This is a genomic window from Thermodesulfitimonas autotrophica (assembly GCF_003815015.1).
GTDB lineage: Bacteria > Bacillota > Desulfotomaculia > Desulfotomaculales > Ammonificaceae > Thermodesulfitimonas > Thermodesulfitimonas autotrophica.
Genome location: NZ_RKRE01000003.1, coordinates 607398 through 619008, shown reverse-complemented (window position 1 = coordinate 619008; position 11611 = coordinate 607398). Strand labels below are relative to the sequence as shown.

At 65.8% G+C, this 11611-nt stretch carries 11 protein-coding genes; 2 read left to right on the top strand and 9 right to left on the bottom strand.

The genetic code is table 11. The annotated features are described in order from the left end of the window. Positions 1-5: 5 nt before the first annotated feature. On the bottom strand, positions 6-785 hold the full coding sequence (locus EDD75_RS10650) for an ABC transporter ATP-binding protein (RefSeq protein WP_123931878.1): 780 nt from the start codon (positions 783-785) through the stop codon (positions 6-8). Continuing rightward, positions 782-1819, bottom strand: coding sequence for an ABC transporter substrate-binding protein (locus EDD75_RS10645; RefSeq protein ID WP_245963152.1), 1038 nt, complete (start codon positions 1817-1819; stop codon positions 782-784). The genes EDD75_RS10650 and EDD75_RS10645 overlap by 4 nt, the downstream gene beginning before the upstream one ends. A gap of 252 nt (positions 1820-2071) precedes the next feature. Between EDD75_RS10645 and EDD75_RS10640 the strand changes: the two genes are divergently transcribed. Beyond that, positions 2072-3871 carry an NADH-dependent [FeFe] hydrogenase, group A6 gene (locus tag EDD75_RS10640; protein ID WP_245963173.1) on the top strand — a complete coding sequence of 600 codons (1800 nt, stop codon included), beginning with the start codon at positions 2072-2074 and terminating at the stop codon, positions 3869-3871. Between the two features lie 34 nt (positions 3872-3905). Next, positions 3906-4223, top strand: a complete 318-nt coding sequence (locus EDD75_RS10635; RefSeq protein WP_123931874.1) for a carbohydrate-binding protein — start codon at positions 3906-3908, stop codon at positions 4221-4223. Between the two features lie 121 nt (positions 4224-4344). Here the strand turns inward: EDD75_RS10635 and EDD75_RS11530 are convergent, their stop codons facing one another. The 7 genes from EDD75_RS11530 to EDD75_RS10600 all read right to left on the bottom strand — a co-directional run bounded on the left by EDD75_RS11530 (position 4345) and on the right by EDD75_RS10600 (position 11549). Further along, entirely contained in the window at positions 4345-4662 is a 318-nt protein-coding gene (locus EDD75_RS11530; protein WP_342781001.1) for a HesB/IscA family protein, read from the bottom strand. Between the two features lie 223 nt (positions 4663-4885). Continuing rightward, complete coding sequence (locus EDD75_RS10625) at positions 4886-5560, bottom strand: ATP-binding protein (protein WP_123931870.1); 675 nt, start codon at positions 5558-5560, stop codon at positions 4886-4888. After that, positions 5560-5838, bottom strand: coding sequence for a hypothetical protein (locus tag EDD75_RS10620; protein ID WP_123931868.1), 279 nt, complete (start codon positions 5836-5838; stop codon positions 5560-5562). The genes EDD75_RS10625 and EDD75_RS10620 overlap by 1 nt, the downstream gene beginning before the upstream one ends. Further along, positions 5831-7288 (bottom strand): AAA family ATPase, encoded by a 1458-nt coding sequence (locus tag EDD75_RS10615; RefSeq protein WP_123931866.1) that lies wholly within the window; start codon positions 7286-7288, stop codon positions 5831-5833. The genes EDD75_RS10620 and EDD75_RS10615 overlap by 8 nt, the downstream gene beginning before the upstream one ends. Next, positions 7270-8274 (bottom strand): metallophosphoesterase family protein, encoded by a 1005-nt coding sequence (locus tag EDD75_RS10610; protein ID WP_170157806.1) that lies wholly within the window; start codon positions 8272-8274, stop codon positions 7270-7272. The genes EDD75_RS10615 and EDD75_RS10610 overlap by 19 nt, the downstream gene beginning before the upstream one ends. Before the next feature lie 97 nt (positions 8275-8371). Continuing rightward, positions 8372-10300: an ATP-binding protein gene (locus tag EDD75_RS10605; RefSeq protein WP_123931862.1), complete on the bottom strand. Its 1929-nt coding sequence runs from the start codon at positions 10298-10300 to the stop codon at positions 8372-8374. Between the two features lie 292 nt (positions 10301-10592). After that, positions 10593-11549, bottom strand: coding sequence for a DNA double-strand break repair nuclease NurA (locus EDD75_RS10600; RefSeq protein WP_123931860.1), 957 nt, complete (start codon positions 11547-11549; stop codon positions 10593-10595). Positions 11550-11611 lie beyond the last annotated feature (62 nt).

Here is an 11611-nt window from a genome sequence, read left to right as displayed (position 1 = left end):
GCGCCTCACCTCCGACCCGCCGCTGCGGTGCCCGGTGCTGCAGCGCCAACCGCCAGTTTTTCCCGCAGGAAGGAGCAAAGCCGCAGGAATTCCGGGTCACGGCGCCAATCCTGGCGCCCCGCGCCGGGATTGGGCAGCGCGGCCACCACCCGCCCCGGCCGGGGGGAGAGAACGATGATCTGCCGGCCCAAGAAGACCGCCTCCTCGATACTGTGGGTCACCAGGACAATCGTGCAGCGCGTGCGGGTCCAAATTTCGCGGAGGCTCTCCTGCAACGCCTCCCGCGTGAGGGCATCGAGGGAAGAAAAGGGCTCGTCCATGAGGAGCAGGTCGGGCTCAAGGGCGAGCGCCCGCGCGATCGCCACCCGCTGCCGCTGGCCGCCGGAAAGCTGCGCCGGGTAGAGGCGGCGGTACTCGTACAGCCCCAACTCCCGCAGGAGGCGGTTCACCCGCGCCTCCCGCTCCGGCCGCGGCACCTTGCGGATCTCCAGCCCGAGGGCCACGTTGGCGAAGACGTTTTTCCAGGGCAGGAGGCCGTAGTCCTGGAGAATCAGCGCCGTTTGGCGCCGCCCGGGAGCAACCGGTGCCCCGGCAACCAGCACCTTTCCCGCAAAATCAGGGATGAGCCCCGCCAAAACCGATAGCAGCGTGCTCTTGCCGCAGCCGGAAGACCCGATAACGCAGCAGGTTTCCCCCGCCGCCACCCGAAAAGAGACGCCGCCGAGGGCCGCCACGGGCCCCCCGGCCGTCTGGTACGTCACCCGCAATCCCTCAACCAGGATCAACCGCCGAGCACTCGCTTTTCCACCAGGTCGTCGTAGCGCACCGGCGCCTTCAGAATCCCCTTCGCCGTGAGCCAGTCAACCACCGCCTGCACGTCCGCGGGTGCCGGAAGCTGTGCCGGCGAGAAGATGAGCTTCATCCCGTGGCGCCCCCCGGGCAGCACCGGTTCAGGCACCCGCGCCTTTTCCTTTAGCAGCGGCACCTGAGCGGTCGGGTCCCGCTGGATGTCGCGCACCGCCCGGTTGTAAGCCGCCAGCAGCCGCTTGAGCCCCGTGAGGTTTCGGTCAATCGTCTCCTCGCGCGCGATGATGACCGTCTGGGAGATGTTGCTCTTCGTATCGTCAATGATGAGGCGCGCGCCTTTGGCCTCCGCCAGCGCCGCGAAGGGATCCGGCAGGATCGCCGCCTTGACGGTGCCGTTGAGCAGCGCCTCGAGGCGCACCGGAATCTTGGGGATCGCCACTTTCTTAATCTCCTCGGGTTTGAACCCCTCCGCCGTTAGCAGCCGGTCGAGCACGTACTCGTTAATCGTCTTCAGGGAGCAGGCGATGGGCACGTTTTTGAGGTCGGCCACCGTCCTCAGCCCCGAGCCGGGCGCCGCCAGCACCGCAAAGCGCCCCTCCTCCGGCCGCACGCCCTGGCAGAGAGCGATCGCCTTCACCTTAGTCCCGCCCTGCCGCATCTGGGCCACCGCCAGAAGGTCGCCCACCGCCACGTCGATCTGCCCGGCGGTGAAGGCGCTGTCCCGTTCCACCGCGCTCGGGAAGGAGATAAATTTCACCGCCACCCCCGCGTCGCGGAAATAGCCCTTCTGCTCCGCGACCCAGAAGGGGAGGTTGTCCGTGATGGGCAAGAGCCCCACCGTGAGTGCCGCCGGCTTTGTCCCACACCCCGCGCCCAGCAGGGCAAAGACCAGCAGCAGGCCCGCCAAGAGAGCCGCACCAGCGGCCGCCCTTAACCTGGCGGGCGTGAAGCCGGCTTGCCCTGGCAGAATAGAGCAAACGCGCCGCAAACTTCGCCTTCCCGTCTTCGCCAACTCCGCAAGCCTCCCTACTCTTAATAGTGAAATCTTCGTTTATTTTCGCGCCCCGCCGCCAATCTCCTGCCGCCGGCGCCAATCCGCGCGCAACATTCGCCCCGGGGAAGCGGCCCGGCCGCGCCCTGCCGAAGAATAAAAAGCCGCGGGCGGTAGAAGATTAGAACCGGTGATGTTGCCGTGACCGACGAGAAGCGCCGCATCGAACACGCCGGCCCCGAGGGCCCGCCACCCGCTCAACCCCAAAGGATCGTGCGGCTGACCATCGACGGCCGGGAAGTGGAGGCGCCGGAAGGAACCAATCTTCTCGAAGCCGCGCGGGCACACGGCATCGCGATCCCGAGCCTCTGCTACCTGCGCGGGATAAACGAGATCGGGGCCTGCCGGGTCTGCCTCGTGGAAATCGAGGGCCTCCCGGCACTGCAGGCGGCCTGCGTTTACAAGGTGGCCGAAGGGCTAAAGGTGCATACCAACACCGCGCGGGTCCGCCGGGTGCGGCAAACCGTGGTGGAACTCCTCCTCTCCGAGCACCACCGGGAGTGCACTACCTGCATCCGCAACGGCAACTGCGAGTTGCAGAATCTGGCGGAAACCTTAGGCATCCGCAACATCCGCTTCACCGGTGAGACGCCAAACTACCCGCTTTACGACCGCAACCCCTTCATCGTTCGGGACTACAACAAGTGCGTCCGGTGCCGCCGCTGCGAGGCCATCTGCTCGAACGCGCAGCAGGTCCACGTCTACGCGGCGCAGCACCGGGGCTTCGCGACGGTGATTGCGCCCCCGTTTATGCTCGACCTGGCCGACGTGGCCTGCACCACCTGCGGCCAGTGCATCCTCGCCTGCCCCACGGCCTCCCTCTACGAGCGGGAGTGCATCGCGGATGTCTGGCGGGCGCTTGACGACCCGGATAAGATCGTGCTGGCCCAGACGGCGCCCTCGATCCAGGTGACCCTCGGGGAACTTTTCGGGATGCCGCCGGGAACCGTGGTTACCGGGAAGTTGGTGGCGGCGCTGCGGCGCCTCGGCTTCGATAAAGTCTTTGCGACCGATTTCAGCGCCGACCTCACCATCATCGAAGAGGCCCATGAGTTCCTCGAGCGGCTTGAAGCCGGCGGCCCCTTCCCCATGCTCACCTCCTGCTGCCCCGGCTGGATCAAGTTCTGCGAGCACTTTTACCCCGAATTCCTCGGTCACCTCTCCACTTGCAAGTCGCCGCACCAGATGTTCGGCGCCCTCGCCAAAACCTACTTCGCCGCCAAACACAGCTACGACCCGCGTAAGGTAGTGGTGGTGGCGATTATGCCCTGCGTCGCCAAAAAGTTCGAAGCCAGTCGCCCGGAAATGGGAACCGACCAGTTTCGGGACGTCGATTACGTCCTCACAACGCGGGAACTCGGGCGGATGATCCGGCAGGCAGGGATCGACTTCGGCAGCCTGCCGGACGAGGACTACGACCAGCCGCTCGGTATCGCGAGCGGTGCGGGGACGATCTTCGGCGCCACCGGCGGCGTGATGGAAGCGGCGGTGCGGACCGCCTACGCGGTCACGCACCCGGACGAAAGGGGGCTGATTGATATGGCGGAGCTGCGCGGCCAAAGCGGGATCAAGGAAGCGTGGGTAGACCTCGGCCGCTGGCAGGTACGGGTGGGTGTCGCTCACGGTCTGGGTAACGCCCGGCGGCTTCTCGAACTGGTAAAGGCAGGCGAAGCCTTCCACTACCTCGAGATCATGGCCTGCCCCGGCGGCTGTGTAGGCGGGAGCGGCCAGCCGATCCTTGCCGGCCACGATCAGGCCGCGCTTTCGCTTGACTACCGGCACAACCGCGCCGACGCGCTTTACCGGATCGACTTTTCCCGGACCATCCGGCGCTCCCACGAGAACCCCCAAGCCAAAAAGATTTACGAAGAGTTCCTCGGGCGGCCGCTTGGCCCCACCGCCATGAAACTGCTGCACACCACTTACACGCCGCGCAGCCCGGTGCCCACCCGCTACGATCCCCAGCTTTTCCCAAGTATTTTCCCCAGGAGCGCGGTGCAAGATAACAATTGAGTACTAAACCCATAAAAGTTTAAGGAGGGTCATTATGTTCATCGCCAAAGGGAAACATATCCTTGATAACCGCGTTGACGTCACTCCTTCGCCGGCCGTCCGGGGCCGGGACGTTCTGATCCGCTACAACGGCCTGCTCGCCAAGAGCGGTGCCGACCGTGTTTACGTCCACTACGGGTTCGACGGGTGGAAAAATGTGAACACAGCAGAGATGCGGCGGGAACCGGACGGGAGCTTCGCGATTTCCCTTCCCGTTCAGGGGACGAGCGAACTCAACTTCTGCTTCAAAGACAGCGCCAACAACTGGGACAACAACAACGGCTGGAACTGGGCCAGCGACATTATTTACTGAGCGCCAGCGGAAAGTTCACTGCCAGACAGGGAAAGGGCTGCCCCACCGATCGAGGGCAGCCCTTTCTATGCCGTGGCAGAACAAAAATCGGTTTTCCCTGAAAGGTTTTCCGCCAGACGCCTTAGCAGGAAGAACAGGAGCCCCCGCAGGAAGAGGCGCCGGGCCTTGAGATGGTGAAACCGCCGCCCAACCAGGTGTTAGCGTAGTCGAGAACGGCGCCCTCTAAATACGGCTCCGTTGCCTTGTCCACGGCAAACTTGATTTCCCCGGCCGTAAAGACGGTGTCATCCGCTTTCACTGACTCATCCAGAGCCAGACCGAAGTTCGGCCCCCCTCACCCGATCCCGCTGATGTAGACCCTGATGTAGGCGTCGAGCGCCTTGCGCGCTTCGAGAAACTCCTTCAGTTTCTCCTGGGCCAACGGCGTTACTTCGAGCATCATTTCTTCTCCCTTCCCAGACTTCTACAAATTTTTCTGCGGCGGCTTTTTAAAAAGCAATTCTACCATGGCCAACACAATAATTTACAGCATTTTAACCTCTTTTAATATACCCCCAGGGGTATATTAACACAATCTCCGGCAGCCCGTCAATAACCCGCTCGAAAAAATAATACCCACGGGGAAGGGTAAATCGGGGCGTTCCCCGCCTACCGGCAATTTTTTACGACCCCGTGCCCGGGTGACGGTTGTTAGCGCCTGCCGGGTAAACGCGGCTCTCCCCGTTGCGCAGCTCCACCCGGTAGGCGAGCGTGCCCGTCTCGGCGAGCTCGCTGTTGTGGGTAACGATGATCACCTGCCGCCCGGCATCCTCGCTCATCAGGCGGATAAAGTCACCGAGCGCCCGGGAATATTCCTCGCTCACGTGCTTCCCCGGCTCGTCTAACACCAGCGGCCCGCCCATCCGGCTCCGCTCGAGGAGCACGTAGCGCAGCGCCAGGGAGATGATGTCCACGACCCCGCCGCCCCGGGCCTCGGTCGGTTCGGTCCGCACGGGCGTGGTTCCGCCGTAGGTGCTTACCACAAAAAAGTCCGCCTCCGGCTGGTCGCGCCGTTCGGATAGCGTGACCTCGAAGGAGATCTCTGGGCCGAAGACAGACTGCAGCGCCCACGTGACCACCCGCTCCACACCCTGCTTCGCCTGCTCCCGGGCGGCCTCGGCGGCAAGCTGGAAAACCTCCCGGGCCTGCGCCAGCACCGCTTCGCGCGCGCTGGTGGCTGCCAGTTCCTTTTCCACGGCCGCCAGCTCGGATAGCAGTCGCTCGTACTCCCAGCGGCGCCGGCGCAGGTATTCCCCAAAGCTCACAAGCGCCGCACCGATCGTTTCCCTGTCCGTCATTACTTGCGCCCCGCGTTCCGGTTTTCCTCGACCCGCCGGAGCAGGTCCCAGGGGATCAGCCGGTCAACCTCGGCCAGTGCCTGGCGCGCCTCCGCCTCCAACCGCGCGATCTCCTCCTCCAGCCGGTCTGGCTCCACACCTTCAGCGCGGATCTCCGCCTCGATCTCCCGGAGCCGCTGCTCCAGGACCTCCTTCTGGCCGGCCGCCTTCTCCCGCAGCCGCCGCGCCTTTTCGATACCTTCCTTCAGCCGCCCGAGTTCTTTTTCGAGCTCATCCATCAGCAGCATCCTCCCCCAATTCCCGGCGCAGGATTTCCGCCACGCGCGCGGCGGAAAGAGGTGCGAGGCAAAGCGGGCACCGCTGCGCCTTCGCGAGCAACGCGCGCAATTCCCGGGCCCGCTCGGCAACCTCTTTCCGGGCTGCCGCCAGGCTCCCGGCAGCGGCGGCGAGCTGTCGCTGCGTCGCCGCGTAATCCCTCAGGAGCCGCCGCAACTTCTCCGCCAGGCGGGCGTGTGCCGCCACCTGCTCCCAGAGCCGCCCCGCGACCGGGACCCCGTCGAGAGCGGCAAGCGCCGCCGCAACCCGCGCCAGGTGCCGGCTGGTGTCCCGCCGCCGCTCGGCCAAGGTCCTGAGCTTGGCGAGCCGCGCGAGCCGTTCCCCTATCTCAAGGAGCCGCCCTTCAGCCTGCGGGACCACCGTTAACGTCGCCAGGTTCGCGCGGATCTCGTCCCGCTCCGACCTGAGTGCCAGCCACTCGCCGCCTTTGCGCCGCAGGGCCGCCAGCCGCTCGATCAGGGCCGCGGCGCTAAGCGCCCCCGCTTCCGCCTCCCGCACCGTCGCGGTCGCGGCCAGTGTCTCCCGCACCGCGCATAGAAGCCCGAGGGCCCTCCCCCGCGCCTCCCGAAGCTCCCGCACCCGGAGACAGCGGGAAACCTTCTGCGCCGCGGTTTCGCCCCTACGGCGCAACTCTTCCGGCTCCGGCACCTGCCGCAGGAGTTCCGCCGCCTCCCGCATCCCCCGGCACAGGCCGCCGTACTCTTCCCGCAGCGCAACGAGCCGGCTCACCTTCGCCGCCGCCGCTTCGCTCCGGCGGTAAAGGTCGGCACAACCCTCGAAACGCGCCTCAAGTTCGGGCAGGTCGGCAAATCCCGCGATCTGCACCCGCAGCGCCCCCGCTTTTTCTTCTAATTCCCCCCGCAGGCGCGCCAGTTCCGCCGCCAGCCGGGCGGCCTTGCGGTCGGCCGCGTCGAAGAGGTGCGTCCCGGAAAGGTGCCCTACCGCCCGCGCCCGCACCGCCGGGCTCTCCGTTAGAAGAAACGGCGGGTCGAGTTGGTGGGCCACGTGAAGCTCGAAGCTCGCCCCTTCGAGTTTGAGCGGCCGCACCCCCGTAAGCTCCTCAACCTGCTCCGGCACCTCCCGCCCGAAGCCTTCCAGGACCAGCGGTTCCTGCCCGGGGCGGCGGATCACGTAGCGGTTGGTCTTGCCCCGGCGCTCCCGCACGATCACGAGGCCACCCGCGAACTCCGCGGTCACCCGGCAGTAATCCGCGCCCACCCGGATAAAATTTGCCCCCTGGGGCCTATTGTAAAAAAGCCACCGCAGCGCCCGGACAACGGCCGATTTCCCCTGGTCTGACTCCCCGAGCAGTACCGTCACCGCTGGGGCCAGGTCGATCTCCGTGTAGCGGTGCGACTGGAAATTTTCGAGGATCAAACGCTTGAGACGCAACCCTTACCCGCCTCCTCGCGGACCTCAGCCCAGAGCTTCATGACCTCCGCCTGCACCGCCGCAAACTCCGGCCTTTCCTTCATCCCCGCCAACACCCGGGAGAGAATCGCTTCGGGATCGCTCCGGGTAAAGGCGCTTGGCTCAGCGATCTGCCGCACCGTCTGGAGAAACTCCTGGCGCTTCCGCGCCCGGAAGGCCGCGTCCTCAATGGCGCCGCGGTCGAGCACCTCATCACCGGGACGGGCGCTTTTAAGCCTTATCGTTTCGTGCCGCGCCCCGGTTCCCTCCAACCGGATGAGGACCACGGCGGGCCAGCGGCTCAGCTCCCCGGGACTTGCGGAAAGCCGGACGAGCGCACCGGGGTTAAGGAACCACCGGCCATCCCGGCAAACGTCCTGGTAACCTAAGTGGTAATGCCCGCAAAGGGTGTAGTCGGCTTGCGTCCGCGCCGCGATGTCGTCGATCAGGGTGTACTTCACCATCGGCCCGAAGCTCCGGTCGAGCAGGGCGCCGTGGCAGACGTGGATGGCCACGTCGCAATTTTGTTTTTTAACGATATAGTCGCCGCCGCCGTCGTCAATGGCAAAGTGGTAAGGGGCACCGGTTAGCTGAACCCGAACGTTGCCGTCGTCAAGGTATACCGGGCTCTTATCGAGTAACCGGACCACCCCCCAGCGCCCCAAAAAACCGAGCAGCGTGCGCATCAGCGTCTCGGGGTTCTGCCCGTGGAGGTCGTGGTTGCCCGGAACGATAAAAAGCGGCGCTTCGATTTGCCGCAAAATGCTCGCGAACTCCCCTACCACGCCCAAGCCGGGAACGGGCACGTCGAAGAGGTCGCCGCCGTGAAGCACCGCGAAAACGCGGTGCTCGGCCGCGAGTGCCGCCACCTCGCCTAGCTTCGCCTTGAGCGTGGCTACGAAGTCATCCGTCCGGTTGCGGGGCGCCACCCCCCGCAGGTGGGTGTCGGTAACAAAAAGGAGCCGCATCAAAACCTCCGCTATTTTTTTCATCGGCCGGCTGGCCCGTTACCTGAAGCAGCGTCGCATCGCCAACTCCCAACGTAGAACGCGGAATGCCGCACGCCTAACCACGCAGCACGTACCGCATCCCGCCGAACGCCCGGTTTGGCCGCGCCTCCAACCGCCCGTCCGCCGCCCAGCGTTCGAGCGCCCCCCGCAGCTCCGCCTCCGTCACCCGCCGGTTGAGGCTCTGCTGGCAGTGGTTGAGGCAGGCCGCGAAATCCACCTCGGTGAGATAACCCCGGTTAGCGTCCAAAAACGCCCGTACCGCCGGCCAGAGGTCCTCGCCACAAGCCGATAGGTGGCGCCGCCACTCCGCAAAGGGGTCCTCCGCGTGGGGGCTGCGCGTCCAAGAAGCCCGCACCGCCACCGGCACCGTCCGCCCCAAAATGGCCGAAGAAACGAAAGCGTTCCCGGACGAGAGATAGGGCAGGCGCGCTACCTCGTGCGGCCCCAGGTCCGTCTCCCGGCTGATCGTGTCGAGATCCTGCGCCCGCACCGTCCGCAGGATGATCTTGGTGTTAAGCTGCGCGTTCACCGTGTCGTCGAGAAGCGCGGGCCGCTGGGTTGCCAGAATCAAAAAAACGCCGTACTTGCGCCCTTCCTGCGCGATTTCCCGGATGACCGCGCGCGCCGGCGCAAAATCCTTCTCCCCTTTCGGCTTCGGCGCTAAGACGTGCGCCTCGTCGGTCACGAGGAAAAAGGGCGGAAAGTAAGGGACGCTCCGCCCGTCCCCGTACTGCAGGTTGTCCCGGTAGCGGCGGCGCAGGCCGAAGAGCTTGCGGATGGCGTAGGTCGCGAAAACGCATAGATTCCGGGCATCGCCGCGCACAATGCAGGTTTGGCCCTGTTTTAATGCCTCTTCTATAACTTCTGTCCCCTGCGAACCGACCAGGTTGCCCTGCAAGAGGTAATTGAGGCGTCGCAGCACCGCGTGCGCCGTCGCTTCGGCGATGCCGCTATCCCGGTAGTCCCGGTAAACGTTAAGCTTCTCCCGGAACTCTTCCTGGCGGGCCGGGTCCTCGGGGAAGAACCGCGCCGCCGGGTCCTCCCCCCGCTCGAGGGCTTCGACCGCGCGCTCGTAGCGGTTCCGCTGGGCGAGCGTGTCGGCTAACAGCCACAACCGCCGCCGGTAAGTTTCCGCGCTGTCTCCCTGACGCCACAGGAGCCGCGCGCAATGCTCCATCTGCTCCGTCCAGCCGTCCATCACCGCCCGGAAGAGGGTCACGAGGTCCCCCACCGTAAGATCCTCGAAACGCACGCTCACGTTGCGTCCCAAAGTAAAAATCCGCCACCGGCCGCTCAAGGCCGCCGTTCTTTCCATAAAAACGGGCTCGAGCGCCAGGGCCTGCTCGAAGCTAAGTTCAAAATGCGGGTCAAAGACTACTGCCGGAAGCCCCTGCGCGATCAACTCCTCTACCAGCACCCGCAGGGCGAAAGACTTCCCGGAACCGGAACCCCCAAAGATGCCGATGTGGGGGTAGCGGCTGAGTTCCGGCCACGCGAGGAAAAAAGGTACTCCTTCCGCCGGCCGGGCGCAATCTTCCTCCGGAAAGTAACGAAAAACGCGGTTCTGTAACTCTGGCGGCAGCGCGTAGCCTTCCGTCCCCCGCACCACCCCCAAAAGCGCCGCATTCGCCGTCTCCCGCGGCAGCAGCAGCTCCCGGACATCGGCGAAAGAGGCGGGCCGCACCCGCGCCCCCACCGATAGCGGGCAGGAGAGCTCCGCCGTAGCCCGCACCTCGGCGAGGTAAAAGGTTTCGCCCTGCGGGTTGTAGCCGAGCGCCTGCAGCGTGCCCAAAGTAGCCTCATCGATAAGCCCCGGTCCCCGCCCCGTATCGGGCAGCAGGGGGTTCACCGCCTGCGTGGCCACCACCTCAACCAGAACGGGCGCCGCTTCCTCCTCGACTACCAAGAACTCGCTCAGCCGAAAGGGCCGCTCCCGGGTTGCCACCTTGGCCCGGTGCTGGTCGGTGATCCCGATTAACCGCAACCGCGCTCCTCCCCCGAAAATGACCAATTATTACCAACGCCGACGGCTGTTTGCGCCTGTTTCGCTCCCGCTCACACGTTCACCGCGCGGACCAAACTTTGCGCTCCTCCTCGCGCTCCGGCGGGCACCGGGCAAACACGGCGTCCGTGCCGTGGTTGCCCTCTGCGGCCGTCCGTGGCCGCAGACCCGCCTCCGCCGCTCGTCGTCGCTCAGTTTGGTTGCCGCACGTCTCAAGTGTTCGCTTGGAGCTGAAACAGGTGACGACGATGAAATCGTCGGGAACGACTCCCCTTTAAAGCGCGCGCCGCGTCCGGTGCGCCGTCAGCAACAATTCCCGCAGCGCCGCCGGAACGGCTGCCGCCACCAGTTGCTCCACCTCCGCCGCCGTCAGCCGCACGTAACGGTCGGCGAGGTCCACCGGCGCCGGAACGCCCCGCCCGTCCCCTGGCGTCAACGCCCGCAACATCCCTAAAGCCGCCAGGACCGCCTCCTCCTGCACCCGTAAGAAATCGAAAGCTACCGGCTGCGGGTGCGCCCCGAAGCGGGCGAAAACGGTCCCCGTCCCCTCCCCTTTACTCAGCCCCGGCCCGACAACGAAAGCCTCCCCGACCTCCAGGCAGCCGTAGAGGATCTCCCGGTCGTAGGGGCAGTGCCCGGCAGGCCAGAGGTCGCCCACCGCTTCACCTAACAGCCGGCTCGAAACCTCCTCGATCACGCCGATGAGCACCCCGGCGCCGGCCGCAACCGCCTCTGTTAGCCGGGCAAAAGGCGCCGCCGCCCGCGCCCGAAAATGGACAAAACCGCCGTCAAGCAGCGTGAGCGCCCCCCGCACGCGGCCGGCGACTTCAAGCGCCACCGTGAGCTCCAGCTCGGCCATAAGCGCCTTAACCCGCAGTTCGGCCGCCGTCTCGGCCGGTTGCGCCCCGCCCGCCGCCTCAAGCACCGCCCGTTCTTCGGGAAGCAACGGCGAAAAAAGCCGGTGGCCTACCGCCGGCTCCCCCACAGGGGGCAGGGGCAGCGCCACCGCCTGAATCAACGCCAAAAAGCAGGGGTAGGTTGTCCCTATTGTCTGGCAGGAGCCATCCACCGCCACCACCGCCCGCTCGGGTTCCCGCGGCGCCACCGGGATAAAACGCCCGACCTTGCAGAGCGCCTCCCGGACCGCCCCTGCCGGCGGCCGCTGAAAGGCGGCAAGCGCCGCGCCGAAACGTTTGAGCTCCGCCAGCGCCCCTTCATTCGCAATCAGCAAGCAGCCTACCCTCCACGCAACCTCTTAAGGGCATCCTACCATACGATGACCAACGGAGCAAG